20 protein-coding genes are annotated in these 17,117 nt (G+C 48.3%); 15 read left to right on the plus strand and 5 right to left on the minus strand.

Annotated features, from left to right (window positions below; all coding sequences use genetic code 11):
- Positions 1–133 precede the first annotated feature (133 nt).
- Entirely contained in the window at positions 134–1,678 is a 1,545-nt protein-coding gene (locus ICL07_RS21235; RefSeq protein ID WP_188090054.1) for a hypothetical protein, read from the plus strand.
- Between the two features lie 6 nt (positions 1,679–1,684).
- Here ICL07_RS21235 and ICL07_RS21240 read toward each other — a convergent pair whose 3' ends face one another.
- Entirely contained in the window at positions 1,685–2,257 is a 573-nt protein-coding gene (locus ICL07_RS21240; RefSeq protein WP_188090055.1) for a DUF1579 domain-containing protein, read from the minus strand.
- A gap of 135 nt (positions 2,258–2,392) precedes the next feature.
- On the opposite strand from ICL07_RS21240, the gene ICL07_RS21245 reads away from it, so the two are divergent.
- On the plus strand, positions 2,393–2,881 hold the full coding sequence (locus tag ICL07_RS21245) for a hypothetical protein (protein WP_188090056.1): 489 nt from the start codon (positions 2,393–2,395) through the stop codon (positions 2,879–2,881).
- 187 nt (positions 2,882–3,068) lie between these two features.
- Here ICL07_RS21245 and ICL07_RS21250 read toward each other — a convergent pair whose 3' ends face one another.
- Positions 3,069–3,245: a hypothetical protein gene (locus tag ICL07_RS21250; RefSeq protein WP_223152053.1), complete on the minus strand. Its 177-nt coding sequence runs from the start codon at positions 3,243–3,245 to the stop codon at positions 3,069–3,071.
- 4 nt (positions 3,246–3,249) lie between these two features.
- The gene (locus ICL07_RS21255) at positions 3,250–3,777 is read right to left on the minus strand and encodes a hypothetical protein (RefSeq protein WP_188090058.1); all 528 of its coding nucleotides are present in this window, start codon (positions 3,775–3,777) and stop codon (positions 3,250–3,252) included.
- 197 nt (positions 3,778–3,974) lie between these two features.
- Here ICL07_RS21255 and ICL07_RS21260 point away from each other — a divergent pair, with 197 nt between their 5' ends.
- From ICL07_RS21260 to ICL07_RS21290, 7 genes are all read left to right on the plus strand, one after another.
- On the plus strand, positions 3,975–4,877 hold the full coding sequence (locus ICL07_RS21260) for a sugar phosphate isomerase/epimerase family protein (protein ID WP_188090059.1): 903 nt from the start codon (positions 3,975–3,977) through the stop codon (positions 4,875–4,877).
- Between the two features lie 11 nt (positions 4,878–4,888).
- On the plus strand, positions 4,889–6,253 hold the full coding sequence (locus tag ICL07_RS21265; RefSeq protein ID WP_188090060.1) for a Gfo/Idh/MocA family protein: 1,365 nt from the start codon (positions 4,889–4,891) through the stop codon (positions 6,251–6,253).
- Positions 6,253–7,347, plus strand: coding sequence for a Gfo/Idh/MocA family protein (locus ICL07_RS21270; RefSeq protein ID WP_188090061.1), 1,095 nt, complete (start codon positions 6,253–6,255; stop codon positions 7,345–7,347). Before ICL07_RS21265 ends, ICL07_RS21270 begins: the two co-directional genes overlap by 1 nt.
- Before the next feature lie 353 nt (positions 7,348–7,700).
- Complete coding sequence (locus ICL07_RS21275; RefSeq protein ID WP_188090062.1) at positions 7,701–8,861, plus strand: T9SS type A sorting domain-containing protein; 1,161 nt, start codon at positions 7,701–7,703, stop codon at positions 8,859–8,861.
- A 61-nt stretch (positions 8,862–8,922) separates the two neighbouring features.
- On the plus strand, positions 8,923–9,594 hold the full coding sequence (locus tag ICL07_RS21280; RefSeq protein WP_188090063.1) for an SGNH/GDSL hydrolase family protein: 672 nt from the start codon (positions 8,923–8,925) through the stop codon (positions 9,592–9,594).
- 63 nt (positions 9,595–9,657) lie between these two features.
- Positions 9,658–10,440: a hypothetical protein gene (locus ICL07_RS21285; RefSeq protein ID WP_188090064.1), complete on the plus strand. Its 783-nt coding sequence runs from the start codon at positions 9,658–9,660 to the stop codon at positions 10,438–10,440.
- A gap of 31 nt (positions 10,441–10,471) precedes the next feature.
- Positions 10,472–10,840 carry a YccF domain-containing protein gene (locus tag ICL07_RS21290; protein ID WP_188090065.1) on the plus strand — a complete coding sequence of 123 codons (369 nt, stop codon included), beginning with the start codon at positions 10,472–10,474 and terminating at the stop codon, positions 10,838–10,840.
- On the opposite strand, the gene ICL07_RS21295 is transcribed toward ICL07_RS21290, so the two are convergent.
- Entirely contained in the window at positions 10,837–11,265 is a 429-nt protein-coding gene (locus ICL07_RS21295; protein ID WP_281389647.1) for a glyoxalase superfamily protein, read from the minus strand. The genes ICL07_RS21290 and ICL07_RS21295 overlap by 4 nt on opposite strands.
- Positions 11,266–11,597: 332 nt before the next feature.
- On the opposite strand from ICL07_RS21295, the gene ICL07_RS21300 reads away from it, so the two are divergent.
- Positions 11,598–12,074, plus strand: a complete 477-nt coding sequence (locus tag ICL07_RS21300; protein WP_188090067.1) for a hypothetical protein — start codon at positions 11,598–11,600, stop codon at positions 12,072–12,074.
- 12 nt (positions 12,075–12,086) lie between these two features.
- A complete protein-coding gene (locus ICL07_RS21305; RefSeq protein WP_188090068.1) occupies positions 12,087–12,329 on the plus strand; it encodes a hypothetical protein in 243 nt (80 codons plus the stop codon).
- 15 nt (positions 12,330–12,344) lie between these two features.
- On the opposite strand, the gene ICL07_RS21310 is transcribed toward ICL07_RS21305, so the two are convergent.
- On the minus strand, positions 12,345–13,835 hold the full coding sequence (locus tag ICL07_RS21310; protein ID WP_188090069.1) for an aminotransferase-like domain-containing protein: 1,491 nt from the start codon (positions 13,833–13,835) through the stop codon (positions 12,345–12,347).
- Positions 13,836–14,072: 237 nt separating this feature from the next.
- On the opposite strand from ICL07_RS21310, the gene ICL07_RS21315 reads away from it, so the two are divergent.
- The 4 genes from ICL07_RS21315 to ICL07_RS21330 all read left to right on the plus strand — a co-directional run bounded on the left by ICL07_RS21315 (position 14,073) and on the right by ICL07_RS21330 (position 16,990).
- On the plus strand, positions 14,073–14,687 hold the full coding sequence (locus tag ICL07_RS21315; protein WP_188090070.1) for a hypothetical protein: 615 nt from the start codon (positions 14,073–14,075) through the stop codon (positions 14,685–14,687).
- Positions 14,688–14,726: 39 nt separating this feature from the next.
- Positions 14,727–15,725, plus strand: a complete 999-nt coding sequence (gene bioB / locus ICL07_RS21320) for a biotin synthase BioB (protein ID WP_188090071.1) — start codon at positions 14,727–14,729, stop codon at positions 15,723–15,725.
- A 148-nt stretch (positions 15,726–15,873) separates the two neighbouring features.
- The gene (locus ICL07_RS21325; protein ID WP_188090072.1) at positions 15,874–16,485 is read left to right on the plus strand and encodes a hypothetical protein; all 612 of its coding nucleotides are present in this window, start codon (positions 15,874–15,876) and stop codon (positions 16,483–16,485) included.
- 109 nt (positions 16,486–16,594) lie between these two features.
- Positions 16,595–16,990: a hypothetical protein gene (locus ICL07_RS21330; protein ID WP_188090073.1), complete on the plus strand. Its 396-nt coding sequence runs from the start codon at positions 16,595–16,597 to the stop codon at positions 16,988–16,990.
- The last annotated feature ends 127 nt before the right edge of the window (positions 16,991–17,117 follow it).

Consider the following 17,117-nt stretch of genomic DNA (forward strand, 5'->3'; position numbering starts at 1 on the left):
TGCAGCTGATTTAATATCCGTACCGGTTTTGTTTATATTCGTTTTGCTAATAATGTGTTTGAGATACAGGTATTTGTTTTAGGGAGATTAAATATTAGTTTTAGGGACTATATCCATACCTGATACCACCGCTATGCATTATCTGTCGCGTTTTTCCTGTTGTCTGGCCTTGCTACTGCTGTTCAATATTTCCATTTCCCAAGCTCAGGAATGCGGGGAAGCGCCCTGGGTATCCCTGGATGCCATGGGTAAACTGTCGTATCGCACCCTGGAGCGGGGCGATCGCATCATGGACTTCTCCTATGCCGGTTATGGAGGCGGGGGAGTGGCCCTGCCGGAGGTACCCGTGCAGGTGCGGTTACAGCCCCTGCCGGGCGATAATACCGCTGCTATCCAGGCGGCGTTGGACCAGGTGGCCGCACTGCCGCTGGTCAACGGTTTCAGGGGAGCGGTACTGCTGGCGCCGGGTGCTTACGTTTGCAGCGAGCCATTAGTCATTCGTGCCGGCGGTGTAGTACTGCGCGGTAGTGGTAGTGGTGAAAACGGCAGTATTCTGCAGTTATCCGGTAAACCGCATATGGGCGTTACCGTTAGAGGCGAATCCATTACCAGGACGGCAGGGCCAGGCACAGTAATAAGCAGCTCCTATGTGCCTGCAGGCTCCCTGTCCTTCACCGTGACAGACGCTACCGGTTTTAACCCCGGCGATACCATTCGTATAACCCGGCCCGTTACCCCGGAATGGGTACGCTTCATGGGCATGGACAGCCTGGTGCGGGATGGTAAAAAACAAACCTGGATAACCGGTGATATAACAACAGAGCGCGTTATTACCACCATCAGCGGGCATTCCATAACGCTTGACGTACCACTGCCGGATGCTTACGATGCCGCCTATACGAAACCGGGCGGGGTGACGGTCAATAAAATCACCACTGCCGGCACTATCCGGCAGTGTGGTATCGAACAGCTGCGCATTGTCTCCCCCGGACAGTCAGGTACCATCAATGAAAGGCATCACCAGGCTTTTTCTATGAGCGGTGTTACAGATGCCTGGGCACGGGATATCAGCATATACAACACGGTGAACAGTATAAACGTAACGGGTAAACGAATCACCTTGCAGGCAGTGAGTATCTTTCATGAACTGTCCACTATCGGCGCTGCTAAACCGGCGGATCTTAACGGCAGCGGTACCCAACTGCTGTTTGATCGTTGTTCCATTACAGGCGACAACGTTTTTTTCCTGGCTACCGGCGCTAAAGTAACCGGCCCTATTGTATTGCTGCACTGCACTTTCAACGGTAAAGGCTGGATACAACCGCATCAACGCTGGGCTACAGGATTGCTGGCAGACAACTGCACGGTGCCCGACGGCGGCATCGATTTTATGAACAGGGGAGAGATGGGATCGGGACATGGCTGGGCTATAGGTTGGGCGGTAGCCTGGAATTGCCAGGCGCGTTCTTTCCTGAACCAGCGTCCGCCGGGCGCAGCCAACTGGGTGATTGGCAGCACGGGCGAAAAACAACAACGGCCCATGCCATTTGAGCAGGGGCCGCTGGTACCGGAAGGGATATATAGTTCCCATGGAAAGCCGGTGCAACCGCAGAGCCTGTACCTGTCCCAGTTGGCGGAGCGACTGGGACAAGCGGCACTAAAGCACATCGGTTATTAAGGCGACTTATTTACGTTTGAAGGCAATTTCCATCTCCTTAAATTCTTTACCATTGTGCATGCGGTACATTTCCAGGTTGTAGTTGTTCGCATCTTTGAATTTAATGACCTGGCGCAGGTCCATCATTTTTTGAGTGACAGGGTCCCAGGATTTTCCATGGTAAACGATACCATTGATAACCGGGTCCCACTTGCCTTCCATCATCATCATACCGGTGCCCATGTTGTCGATCCAGGTATTGAGATACATTTTCCTGGCGTTATCATAGGCAGTGGTACCGAGGCCTTCAAAGGGCATGTCCATCATGTTGGACGTAAAGCGGCTTTCCTGGTAGCGGCCACCCATGATCATTTTGTTGGTGCAGCTGCCGGTCGCTTTCTCCGGCTGGGCGCCGGGACCTTTCCAGAAAGTCATGTCGGTGGTCCAGTCACCTTCCGTTTGGGCCATTTGCTGGTGTTCAGGGCCAGGTGTCATGTAGGTCATCCAGGCTTTGTGAGCGGCGGAATCCATTTGGGCAGCGGCAATGTTCGCTGTTAACAGGCAACCAATAGCGGTAGCCAACACGTACAGTGTTTTCATAGTCTGAGGCTGTTTAGAAGTGAAGTAATGGGGTTCCCGAAGAAGTGCAATTTAACTAATTATACCATGTGGTGCAGACATGCATGTTGTACCATGCTATTTAATTGTATTTTGCGACCGGAATGAACCATAAAGATGAAAACAGCCTCTATTACCGAATTGAAGAAAGAGCTGGCTGCCGTGCCTCCGGCGCAATTGGCGGCATTATGCCTGCGGCTGGCCAAGTATAAAAAAGAAAATAAAGAACTGCTCACTTACCTGTTGTTTGAAGCTGATGATGAGCAAGGTTACATCAATGCCGTGAAAACAGAGATGGACAATGGGTTTGAAGAGATGACAGGCAGTAATCTGCATAACGCCAAAAAACGTTTGCGTAAAATTTTGCGGCTGGCTAACAAACATATCCGCTATATAGGTTCCAAACCGGCAGAGGTAGAGCTGCTGATTTATTTCTGCGAACAGCTGGTGGAGTCCGGACTCCTGCGGCATAACAGTACCGTATTGCATAACCTTTATGCGGCACAGCTGAAAAAGATTGTCAAGGCAATTGTAGGACTGCATGAGGACCTGCAACATGATTACCGCCGCCAGGTAGAGCCATTGCTGGAGTTGCTGAAGTCGTGATCAGGAGGGAACTGTCTTTTCTAATGATTGAGTTTTGTCGTTGGGCTATGTACTGATGTGGGAAAGAGTGTGTCCCGAATTAATAAAAGCAAAGCCGCGTAAATCCGATGACTTATGCGGCTTTGATGTTTTCTATTGGGAGTATTATTTATCTTCGGAATGTCAGGCAAAAGTGGGCAATTACCCCTTAGCGCTTTCCTGCAGTGACTTTATGGTCCTTTTTAGCTGATGTAGAAGACGGACGTTTCTCTTTTGAATGTTTTCTGGCCTTGATAAAATCGCTGATTGCTTTTTCATCATCTTTTGTTAAGGGCCCCAACCCACCAATAAAGTCAACATCTAATTCTACCTTACGATGTTTCATTTTTTTAGTTTTTAAAATACTTATCAATCAGTTTTAATGCAGCTTTAGTTTCGATAATCATACGTTGACCTCCGATATGAACAGCATCCAAACTTTCAATATAATGCTCAATTAATTGTGTCTTTGACAGAAAGGAAACAGTCCCTTCAAAGCCCCTTCTAAATGCTACACGACAAACGAAGGCAACAAGATTTCCAGGAACACCTGCATAAACTTTGGTTTTTCCTTTGTTAAACGGTGCACTTTCTATCAAATGCATGTAAATATGATCACTTTTTACTTCCAAACTAACCAACCCTTGAATGATCGTAATATTATTTACGATTGTTAATTTGTATATTTCTCGAGCAGGTTGTTTGAATTCGTTCTTCCAATCAAATTGCCATCCGTTCTTTTTGGTTATTGTCTTTAGATCTTCCTTAGTAACAGGCAATACATCAGTAGGAAAGCTATCTTCCGTAATAACATTTTGAATTGAATTTGTAAGCTTATCAATCTCAAAATCCAAGTGAATTGCCTGTTTTCTTTTCATTAAACGAATTTACGAAAAAAAGTCTTGTTTAATGCAAAGATACAAGACAGATAATGCTGGTGGCAGCTATGTTTGAGCAACATATCATATTGGAAGGACTTAACTTCTACCATCACAAAAATCTCCCCGGACTTTGATTTCTCCCGGATAATGATTATTTTTTCCATCGCCTCCTATTCCCGGGGTATTCCACAATTATGAAAAACACGCTGATCGGTTTATTTCTCCTGGTATTTCCTGGTTTTATGCAATCGAATGCACAATCGAACAGGCAGTCGACTGCCGGGAATGATAAAAACCAGCCAGTGATTGGCATTGCTGCTTCCCTTGACAACGACAGTCTCGCTCATGCCGCCGGGTTCCAATACCTGGAGGAAACGGTGAAACGAATGTTATCGCCTGCCGTGAATGAAGAGACCTTCAACGCGAATGTAGCTAAACTCAAACGTACCCGCTGCAGGGTAACAAGCTGCAACGTTTTTATACCCGGTTACCTGAAATTAATGGGCCCGGAGGTGAATGAAACCTGGGTGCTGGGTTACGTAGATACCGTGATGCAACGTGCTGAAAAAGCTGGCATCCGGTTGATTGTGCTCGGTAGCGGCGAAGCGAGAAAGATCCCCGACGGAACGGACAGAGCGGCTGCGGAAGCGCGTTTTATCCGGTTGGCCCGCCAGATGGCAGATATAGCGAAAAAACATAACTGCCTGATTGCCATGGAAAATTTGAATACTACTGAAACCAACTTTGTAAACACGGTAGCGGAAGGCGCCCGCATCGTGAAGACGATCAACCATCCTAATTTCCGGCTGACGGCCGACATCTATCATATGCTCCGCGAAAATGAACCAGCTGCCAATATTGAACAGGCGAAAGAGATATTGGTGCATTGTCATATTGCGGAGCGGGAAAAACGTTCTGCTCCGGGAGTGGAGCAACAGGACTTCCGTCCTTACCTGGCGGCGCTGCATAATATCGGTTACCAGGGCCGGATTATGATGGAGTGTAAATGGACAGACCCGGCTGCGGAATATGCGTCCGCCATTGCGTACCTGGAAAAACAAATCAAAGAAGTATATCTCATCTCCGGAAAAAAATAAATTATTGTACAATGACAACCACTAAAAAAACAAGGCGGGAATTTTTGCAGCAATCCCTGATGGCAGGAGCGGGACTAACGATTACGGCTATGGGTATGCCGGCCAGCAGTTATGCCCGTATCATGGGGGCTAACGACCGTGTGAACGTTGGACTGGTAGGTTTTTCCGATCGTGCCCGGCAGGCGCTGCTACCTTCTTTCTTCAGTCACAATAAGGAACTGAACTTCGATCTCATTGCGGTATCTGATATCTGGAACCGCCGCCGCGAGGAAGGCAAGGCTTTCCTGGAAGATAAAACAGGACATAAAGTGCAGGCCTGCGTCAATAATGATGAACTGTACCGGATTAAAAACCTGGACGCGGTATTTATTGCCTCCGCCGATTTTCAGCATGCCTATCATACTATTGAAGCGGTGAAAAACAAATGCGACGTATACAGTGAGAAACCGTTTGCAGAAACCATGGAAGACGCCCGCAGGGCGCTGAAGGCGGTGAAGGACTCTGGCAGGATCATGCAGGTAGGCACCCAGCGCCGCAGCGGCACCAGTTACCACACCGCAGCCAAATTCATACAGGACGGCAAGTTCGGCGACATTACCATGGTGGAAATGACCTGGAACGTCAACCAGCCGGGACGCTGGCGCCGGCCAGATCTCGTGAAAAGTATCCGGGAATCGGATACGGACTGGAAACGTTTCCTGGCCGGCCGCCCCAATGATACCTGGGACCCGCGCAAGTACCTGGAGTATCGCCTGTTCTGGCCTTATTCTTCCGGTATCTTCGGCCAGTGGATGACACACCAGATTGATACGGTGCATTGGTTCAGCGGTCTGAAACACCCGCGTAGCGCGGTAGCCAACGGGGGCATCTATATGTGGCATGATGGCCGTAAAAATCCTGATACGCTGACAGCGGTATTTGACTACGGTCCGGCTGACAACCCGGATAAAGGTTTCCAGGTGATGTATAGCAGCCGCTTTCATAACTCCGCCGGGGGTACGAAAGAAATTTATTATTCCAATGGCGGCACCATCGATATGTCCACCAACAAAATCAGCAGCACCGGCGGCCTGACGGAAAGGGAAGCCAGCGAGATGGGCATGCACGCTAACCTGCTGCAGGAGATGTCGCTGAAGAGCCAGGAAAAAGTGGAGACCAGCGCCAACACCGGCGGCGATGCACTCACCAGCGCGCACGTCCGTAACTGGATGACCAGTGTGCGGGACCGTAAGCAGCCCAATGCACCTATTGAAGCGGCGTACTCCCATTCCATTGCGCTGATCATGGGCAATGCTGCTTATCGCACGGGGATGAAAGCTACTTTTGACGAAGCTACCCAGGAAGTAATGGTGGGCGGCAAAGTATTTACCATGTAATGAAACGAATTAACCTTCTGCTGCTATTGGTATTGGTACAGGCCTGCGCTTCGGCGCAGGCGCTGCGTGTAGCCGTGGCCGGTGTATCGCACGGCCATTCCGGCTGGATACTGGGCCGTGCCAATAAAAACGATATACAACTGGTAGGAATATACGAAAAGGATACCGCGCTGGCCGGCAAGGTAGCGCGACAGTATCATTTCCCACGGCGACAGCTGTACCACGACCTGGGTCAGATGCTGGATGCGGTTAAGCCGCAGGCGGTACTCGCTTTCGGATCGGTATATAGTCACCGCGAGGTGGTGGAAGCCTGTGCGCCCCGGGGGATTCATGTGATGGTAGAAAAACCGCTGGCTGCCAATTTACCGGATGCGCTGGTCATGGATTCGCTGGCCCGGCGCTTTGGTATTCATCTGCTGACCAACTACGAAACCAGCTGGTATCCTACGGTAGCCAAAACATTCCAGCTGGTGGAAGACAGCAGCTTTACCTGTCAGATTCGTAAAGTGGTGATCCATGACGGACATCAGGGACCACAGGAAATAGGCTGCAGTCCCGCGTTCCTGTCCTGGCTAACAGATCCTGTCCTCAATGGCGGCGGTGCGCTCATGGACTTCGGCTGCTACGGCGCCAACCTCATGACCCGGCTGATGAAAAACCGTATGCCCCTTGCCGTTACTGCGGTCACCCGGCATTATAAACCAGACCGGTACCCCAAAGTAGACGACGATGCCACCATTATCGTTGACTACCCCAATGCCCAATGTATTATCCAGGCCTCCTGGAACTGGCCTTTCAGCCGTAAAGACATGGAAGTGTACGGTGACAAAGGTTATATCATGGCGGCCGATAAAAATACCCTGTTGCTGCGTAACAGAGAATCGGCGCCTGCAACTGCCAGGCATATAACAGCCATGGATATACCGGTTTACGAAGATCCGTTCCGCTACCTGGCAGCCGTCATACAGGGAAAAGAAACGGTGCCGCCCTATGGAGTATACGCATTGGCCAATAATGTGCTGGTGCTGCGTATCCTCGAAGCGGCGAAAGAATCTGCCCGCACCGGGAAGACGGTGCGTTTGGTAAGCCCGTAAATCCACACGACCCCCGGAAAACCTGGGGCTAAGAGCTTTTTCAAGTATTTTAAAGAAACCCTTTGCTTAGTTTAAGGAAACATTTTCTTTAACTAAGTTCAGTTTTTAGATGCGTTCACATTTTGACGACATAAATATATGTTAGACGCAATGCCATCAAATGGCTCCTGAATAACATCTTAGCCCAGCCCTGGGTTCCTGGACGCGTTACGACATATATCCCCCAATCCCAACATTTTTCTCCCAAAAACACCTCATGTCAAATAAAAGTATTAAATTATATATGCAATGAAATCGATTGCAGTTTTCAAACCAAGAATCTGAATCCAAAACCCTCAAAACACGTATCACTTATGAAGTTAGTTATCCGCAAACCTTTGCATCAATTTTGGAAACCCGCTTTCCTGACAATGGCCGGCGCCCTGTGCAGCGCGGCTGGTCATGCCCAGGTTACCCTATCTGCCAACGGCCCCGGTAACACGTATGAACTGATTGAAAGCGTATTAGGCAGCGGCACAACCGGCGAAGTGCCGGATTGCGCCCATCCTTCGTTTGGACGCCATATTACGGAGGAATTTGACGCAGACCTGAACAAAAACGTCTTCGTATTTTTCCTGCATGCCACACCCGACAATGACCGTTGTGGTCCCAACACCGACCGGCAACGTAATGAAATCAAGACCTTTGGTCCTTCGCCGGCAAACGTAAAAGCTACCTATGGGGAAACGGTTACTTATCGTTGGAAATTTAAGATAGATGCGGGCTTCATTCCTACGACCAGTTTCTGCCACCTGCACCAGATCAAAGCCGGGGACGGAGACGACGGTGCGCCGCTGATCACCCTAACACCCCGTGCCGGCTCTCCGCAAAAGTTACAGGTGATCTATACACCGGGTAGCGGCGGCTCCGGTGGCGGCGAAAAGGCCAGTGCGCCATTATCAGATTTTAAGGGCGCCTGGGTGGAGGTAGAAGAAAAAATTACCTTCTCTACCACCGGTTCCTATAAGGTGATCATCAAAAAAGTCAGTGACGGCACTACCTTGCTAAACTACAGCAATAACAACATCGATATGTGGCGCGATGGGACAACGTTCTGCCGGCCGAAATGGGGCATCTACCGCAAACTGGCTACGGGCATCCGCGACGAGGCCGTTCGTTTCGCCGATTTCTGTATTGCGGAAGGCAGCGCTACCTGCGGCAGCCCCATGCTGGCTACTGCTGAAACCCCGCCGGTGACGACCGCCACCGACGCGCATGCAGGCGTTTCTTTCCAGGTATTTCCCAATCCCTTTCCCCAGATCGCCTATATCGACCTGGACGTGAAAGAGGCCGGCAACACTATGCTGGAGGTGTTTGATACGCAACAGAAAAGGGTAGGGCTGTTACTCAACAGCCAGTTGCAGCCAGGTAATCACCGCACGGCACTGGATACCAAAAATCTGCCTGCCGGCGCTTATATCGTCAAACTCACCCATAACGGGAAAGTCTATACTAAAGTGGTCACCAAACAATAAGTCAGCGGAAGAATTATGCGTCAGGGTTTCCTGATTCATAATTCTTCCTTATTTTGTGCAGATGAAGAAGTTGTTTTTTCCTTTTTTATTAACCCTGCTGATATCAGCCAATAGTCTGCTGGCACAGGAGAAAGTTCGCTATCAGGACGATGTGCAGACCATTAAGAAGTACGACAAAATGTTTGCGCCTCCGGCTAACCCCATCGTTTTTGTGGGTAGTTCTTCTATCCGTAAATGGGACGATCTGGAACGTACTTTCGCCAGTTATGTGGCAATGAACAGGGGGGTGGGTGGTGCTGTTACCACGGATATTATTCATTTTGCAAAGGAACTTATCTTCGATTATCAACCCCGCCAGGTGGTGATTTATGTCGGCGAAAACGACCTGCCGGAAGGCGCCTCCGCCGATACGGTATTTAGCCGTTTCCAGCAGTTGTATAGCCTGGTCCGTGCACAGTTGCCCAGGGTGCCGATCGAATACATTTCCCTGAAGCCAAGCCCTTCCCGGGTACAGTATATGAAAACAGCCGCGGAAGCGAATGCGCTGATCAAGGCATTCCTGGCTAAGGAACCCAATACCCATTTCATCGACGTATTTCCGCTGATGCTTGATAAACAGGGACAACCCCGGCCAGAGCTGTTTCTTGCAGATATGCTGCACATGAACGCCAAAGGCTACGCCATATGGCGTAAAGCATTACTGCCGCATTTAACCAAACCATCCTCCAAATAAGTATTTTTCACCAACATAGTCGCCCGGCGGCGACTATATTACCTATATTCACTGTTTACCTATATGCAAACCATTGTTACCTACTACCAACTCGCAAGCGAGTTTACCAACCCCTGGAAATTTGTTACCGGCGCCATTATCAGCGGACTGACAGCTTTTGCCGTAGCCCTGATACTTGTATTGTTGTTACGTAAATACATCCTGGTGCCCCGTTCCAACAAATTACTGAAAATGCTGGCTTACGCCTATTTTGTGGCCTTGCCACTGCTGGCAGGCTTCTTTGGCATGAAGTGGGGCTTCTTCCATAGTCTGCGTAAGGATATCAAAGCGCACACGGATGTATATGCCAAACATGTGCCTACCCTTTTTAATGAGCAGGCGCTGAAAGCCGTGGATAGCTTGCTGGGAGGCAATAACGCGCTCTCCGGCAAATCGCCCGATGAGGTGATGAATGTTGCCGCTGAAGCGATCTATAACGTATACGGCCGTACGCTGGAGCAACAGGTGTCTACCCGGGGCGTGGCCGGCAAGCTGGCATCCGCGGCGCTGAACATGACCAAAAGTAAAAGTGTGGCCGCCATCATGCGTAAGGCTGTCTATAACCTGTTGCATGATAAGTTGAAGCTAACGGAAGGCGCCAGTAATGAGCTGCTGCGCACAGAGCTGGGCACACTGCTGAATGGTAACCTGTTCGTAAATATCGCTGTTATCCAGGTAGACCAGTTCCTGAAAGGGCTGCAGCGGGGCATTCTCTATACCTTCCTGCTGATCCTGGCGGTACCGCTCATAGAGGTCCTGATTGCACATTATCGCCATCGTAAACAGGTAGCGGTGCGACTGCAGTAAAAAGTATTTACTTTTCTGTAATATTACAGATATGAATTTAATCGGAAATATTATCTGGCTGATTTTCGGCGGCTTTGCCGCCGCGATGGGCTATCTGGTATCAGGGGTGCTTTTTTGTCTCACCATTATCGGTATCCCTTTCGGCATACAGTGCCTGAAAATAGGCCTGTTTACGCTCATGCCCTTTGGGAGGGAGATACGGGATGGTGTGGGTTCTACGGGCTGCCTGGCTACTTTGTTCAACATCATTTGGATATTTACCGGCGGCCTGTGGGTGGCCATCTGCCATTTTTTCTTCGGCATTCTGCTGACGATCACTATTATCGGCGCGCCCTGGGGACGGCAGCACTTCAAGCTGATGAGCCTTACTTTTGCACCATTTGGAAAAGAGATCGTTTAACTGGCCGATTCTTCAAAAATAATCGTGTTCTGGAACGGGTCGATGACAGTCATTAATAATACTTCCGGGTCCCAATCTGCCCGTTCCAGGCCCGGATTCATATATTTATACCCCTTCTCGCCCAGCCTGTTGTGAAACGCCTTCAACCCTTTAAACTCCGTGATGCTGATCCGGGAGCCGGGTGTACCATCGCCATGATGCTCTGAAAGGTCCAGGTGTATATCGCCTTTGGCAATGCGCATGTATATCGGCGCGCCCTCGGGCTTATGTTCCCAGAGAATTTCAAACTCCAGCCAGTCAATGTAGAATTGTATGGCTTTTATATAATCGAAAACGCGGAAGATGGGAATGATGCGTGACATAAGTATCTGATTGATACTTAAATATAAAAAAATAAAGTGGTAACTGAAAATAGGCTTTGGCAAAACCCCGCCCTGTTTTTAGACGGCAGTGCAGGTCAATAAATATCACGTCTCTGAAACGCTCAATGCTTACGCGCACAAATCTTTCTGTCAGTATATAAATGAATACCGTGTCCTTTGTGCCGCTGGATAATGGGCTGCCGGTTAATATTCTCGTGGTAGCTTATGACTGTGGTTTTAAAACCCACGCTTCTTTATATTTATCACTCTAATTATAATGTTAGAGTTATTGATTATCAATATTTTATTTGTCGTCTTTGAAAATAATTACACTAATTAATGAAGAATTGTTATTCTTATTGGAATAATAATTAACTTTGGTGAAAATTATTGATATGGTAAGTATACAAATTGATCAGGAACTTTATCGGTACCTTCAGGTAAATGCGATAGCATATGTAGAGACACCATGCGATACGTTAAAACGATTACTGGGATTAACTGGTAGCGATGAGAAAGGGGAAGGGCTAATGATAGCGGAAACTAATCCTGATTATCTGACTGAAAAGTCTAAAAAGAAAAAAACTAATCTCCCTCAATTGATCCGTTCTGGTAAATTAAAGGAAGGTGAGAAGCTGATTTTCCGGGATTACCGGGGGAATCAATATCCTAAATATGAAATTACGTTGTCAAAAGGAGAGTTGAAATGGCAAAGTGGCCGTTATTCCATGAGTGGTCTGGCGCGGCTGCTGTTGAAAGAACTGGGGCATAATAATGATTTTGTGCGTGGACCTGTTTTCTTTATCACAAGTAAAGGACAAAGCATTGCAGAACTATGGGACGAGTATTTAGACGAAACATCATCACACTAAAAAGCAGTGATTATGGAAGACAATATTCCAAATGAGCCGGGTTCTGTAAGACGGCAACGGAAAAGCAGCTACCGGTCGGGGCGCCGGAGTTTTGACGGAGCGCCGAAAGACGTGGCCAGGTATGCCTTATGGGATCTGTGGCTTCGATGGGCTTTATTGATTTTGATCGTTATTTTCCTGATGATATATTGTTGGCAACATGGAATGCCGGAGAGTATTATTGCCGTCTTTTCTCTATTAAAAAAATGGATATAACATAACGTATATCCGTCAACGTTTGCCCATGACCTCCAGTACTCCCTGTTTCAATATCCTTACACTCTCCGCCGCCTCTTCCTGTGTAAAATGTCCAAACCCCAGCCGCATAGCGGTCAGCGCTTTATGCTGATACAACAATGTTTTAGGAATAAACAGGTTGTTGCGTGCGCAGGCTTTCCCCAGCTGCATCAGGTTGATGGGTTGTTTCCAGCGGGTCCATACCGCCAGGCCACCGGCGGGTTTACGCAGGTCGATAAAATCCTGTAGTTCCTGGTGCATCACGTCTACTATATGATCGCGGCGTTCGCGGTATACTTTCAACGATTTTTTCAGATACCGGTGAATTTCTCCGGATTCAATCATTTCGCCGAGTACCTGTTCCATGAGTACATCGCCCTGCCGGTCGATGATACCGAGGTGTTTGCGCATTTCCACCATCAGGTTTTCGGGTGCAATGATAAAGCCGGTACGGAAGCCGGGTGCCAGGGATTTGCCGAAGGCGCCGGTATACACGACCATGCCGTTGGTATCGGCGCTGGCGAGCGGGAGTACCGGGCTGTTGTCATAATGGAAATCGTAGTCGTAATCATCTTCGAGGATAATAAACCCAAATTCCGATGCCAGGTGCAGCAGGGCTATACGACGCTCGGCGCTAAGGGTAACGGTAGTGGGGTAGTGGTGATGTGGTGTGATATACAGCATACGGATACGCTGCCGTTCACAGATACGGCGTACCGCGTCTACATCAATGCCTTCATCGTCTATGGGGACAGACAGGATGCGGGCGCCTGATTTCTGGAAAATCATATTGACGGAGAAGTAGCTCAGCGACCCTACCAGTACAGTATCTCCAGGGGACAGCAGAATTTCGGAGGTGATGTATACACTCATCTCAGTACTGCGGGTGATGAGAATATTGTCTTTGGATATATGCAGTCCGCGGGACTGGTTCAGGTAATTGGACAGGTGTTTTTTGAAAAACTCGCTGCCATCCTGGTTATAGTAGCCCAGCCGGCGATGGTTGCTTTTACGTTTCAGATGCCCGCTATACAGGCTGGACAAGTGGCTTACCTGGGTGAGGCGGATATCGGGCGTGCCGTCGTTAAACACATAATCGCAGGAGGAGTGTTCAAACGGGTTATCGAGCAGACTGGATTTGCGGAAAGAGAAGCCGGTCTCTTTCGGATATGGCGCCAGCAGGGTATCAGGAGCGGTCCGTATTTTCTGCGGGCGGCCGTCTATTTTCCCGATAATAAAGGTGCCTTTATTAGGCCGGGTTTCGATCCATCCCTGCGCATCCAGTTCTTCGTATACGGCCACGATGGTGTTCCGGTTCACCTCCAGTAATTCGCTGAATTGCCGGGTGCCGGGTAGTTTGGTGCCGGTTACCAGGTAGCCCCGCTGGATAGCATTGATTAGCTGATGGGCGATCTGCAGGTAAATAGCGGTGGCCGACTGGCGATCTATCTGTACAAAACTTTTAAACGGAACCGGACTACTCATTTATTTGAAATTATTTTATTGAAATGGTCCGGCAAGTTATTTTATTTCTCCCTGAATAAGTTATAGTAATATTTTTATAATATTTATATAGGTGATATATAGTTTTAAGCAGATGTTGAAGCGGACTGTGAGTCTTGTTTGCCAGAGTGTCCGGTTAGCCGGACTAGCTTTTATGTGAAAACTGGCCCAGTTGAATCATCCGGTAAGCGGTTACTTTTGACCGGAAACCAATGACATATGCAAGCATTACTACAACATATCGTCGGGCACAACGACCTGCATGCCAAATGGCTTAACACGCTCTCTTTCATGGAGAATGCCGGCGCCAGGAAGATATCTGCCTGTGAACACCCTTCCCTGGTGGATTTTATACAGTTGAAACACGCGGCGGAAGAACATCGCCACGCCTATTACCTGAAAAAACAAATTGCGAAAGTAAGCGCAGATACCTGTAAAACCTACCAGCTGCACGAACTGCTGGCGCCGCACCACACACGGCATTACCTGCACCAGCTGGATACACAGACCTGCCGCTACCTGAAAAATACTTTTGGACTCGAAGGCAGTCAGCTTAAATATGCGGCCTACCTCTTTGTGACCTATGCCATTGAAGTACGGGCAGACGCGCTGTATCCGGTATACCAGTCGGAGCTGGACAAAGCCGGCAGCAAGGTAATGGTACGCTCCATTATCCTGGAAGAAGAAGGGCACCTGGAAGAAATGATCAACCAACTGAAAGGTTTTGCCCCTGATTGGGAAACACATGCCCAACATGTTCAAACACTGGAACAACAACTGTTCGATACCTGGCTGGCAGCCATCGGGCAGGAACTGGCACAATACGCCGCATAAAGACACTTACTATAACGTACTTAAATTTAATCAGGAAGCATGACATCAACAGCTATCAGAAACAACTGGACACTGGAAGAGATCCAGGCCATCTACGACCAGCCGGTACTGGACCTGGTTTTTCAGGCAGCTACCATTCACCGTCAGTACCACTCTCCCCGGGAAGTACAGGTGTGTACCCTTTTATCCATCAAAACAGGCGGATGCCCGGAAGATTGTTCCTACTGCGGACAAGCAGCCCGGTATCATACCGATATCAAAGTACAGGCCCTGTTACCCACCGAAACGGTGATTGCGCACGCACAGAAAGCGAAAGATAACGGCTCTACCCGTTTCTGTATGGCGGCCGCCTGGAGAGAAGTAAGAGACAACCGCGACTTTGATCGTGTAATTGACATGGTGAAAGGCGTCAACGACCTAGGACTGGAAGTGTGCTGCACCCTGGGCATGCTCACGGAAGAACAGGCCATACGCTTGCAGGAAGCCGGTTTACATGCCTATAACCACAACCTCGATACATCAGAACAATACTATAAAGAGATTATCTCCACCCGCAATTTCGACAACCGTATCAATACCATCAATAACGTCCGTAAAGCGGGTATCACCGTGTGCTCCGGCGGTATCATCGGTCTGGGTGAAACCCACCGCGACCGCATGTCTATGTTGCTGACACTGGCTACCATGCCCAAACATCCGGAGTCTGTGCCTATCAATGCACTGGCTCGGGTAAAAGGTACCCCACTGGAAAACAATCCGAAAGTAGATGCCTGGGATATGGTTCGTATGATTGCTACCGCCAGAATTGTGATGCCGGCATCCACCGTGCGTTTGACAGCCGGCCGTATTGAAATGACAGAATCTGAACAAGCCTGGTGTTTTATGGCGGGCGCCAATTCTATCTTCACCGGAGAAAGGCAAACCTTGCTGGTAACGCCTAATCCCGGTGTATCGGAAGATATGCAGATGCTGCAAAATCTCGGTCTGCAACCCATGCCCAACAAAAAAGAAATGACTTCCTGTACCACGGAAGCCTGAACATAAAAGAAGCATTAAAAGGCCTGTGCATTGCACAGGCCTTTTTTGTTTTATACCCCAAAAAGATGTAGGTTCGTATATGCCCGTACGTTATTAATGCCAATATTCTGAATTTCAGTTCACCATTATCTCACAAAGTTTACAAGTTATGAAATCTCGTGTTTCCAGTAAGTTTCTGCTGGTTTATTCCAGCATTACTACCGTCGCACTCGCCATGATGCTCATGGCATTTAAAAACATGAAAGAATCGTTCGAGGAAATTGATGTTAAAAAAATCAACATTGTCGATGAGAAGGGCAAGCCCGTGCTGATCATCTCCAACAAAGACAAAATGCCGCCGCCTGTCATCAACGGAAAAACCTACAAACGTGCCATCAGCCCGGCTGGCCTGTTGTTTCTGGATGAAAAAGGCGACGAATGCGGCGGATTAGCCATTACGGATATGAAGGAAGCTAATATACGGGCATTGGCCTTCGACTACAGTAATGCTGATGCTTTAGGTATGATCGTAAAAGATGGAAAAACTTCCAATACCTACACCGCTGGTCTTTTGATCAACGATAAAGATACCAGTGGCAAACCGGGCATGAATATTTCCAGGATCGCACTTACTACGGAAGACGGCAATGCCGGTCTTGTGATTAACGGCCCGGATGAAAAACCAAGGATCAAAATCCTGGTAGACAAACAAGGTAACCCGGTTATTAACGTGCTGGATGAAAAAGGTAAGGTGGTGAAAAGCCTGGTAAACCTTAAATAAGTTTTTTGCCTGAAATGAATTAAAAGCCCTTTACATCCACGGATGTAAAGGGCTTTCTGTTGTCGTTTATTCATGTACCTTTACCTGATAAAAATACTAAATGCAACGTATGAACGATATTTATCTCCATCAGTTTAAAAAGATATGGCAACAAACCGGCTGGGAATATTCAGGAGAGGTTACACCGGAGGCCATCGCGGATCACTGGAAAAGTTTCGTGCAAGGTTGCGAGGGTGTTTATACTGGTTCTGTTTTTGATTTTGATCAGGGAGTTTTGTTCAGAAGTACAATAGAAAAAATATTAACGAACGCTGAAATGGCGATCTATCCTGAATTTAAAGCCTTTGTTGAGGCCGTGTATGAAACGGATACGGATTTTCGCGCGCTGACAAGGGAAGGCAGGGTAGGGGAATTTTGGTGGGAACGCGCACTGCTACGCAATACCGGCGCACTTTACAAGGAACAGATACAGTTATACTATGGTATCAGTTTTCCCGAAGAATAATTTTTAACCCGCTACAGTAAAGCGTTTGAGTTAGTTTGGTAAACCCTTGTTAAAACTTTTGGCACAGGCTTTGCAAATAGCCAGCCAGTTCTATCAAATATAACAGTATAGACACAACGATAGTATG

The organism is Chitinophaga qingshengii, from assembly GCF_014529935.1.
Classification (GTDB): Bacteria; Bacteroidota; Bacteroidia; order Chitinophagales; family Chitinophagaceae; genus Chitinophaga; species Chitinophaga qingshengii.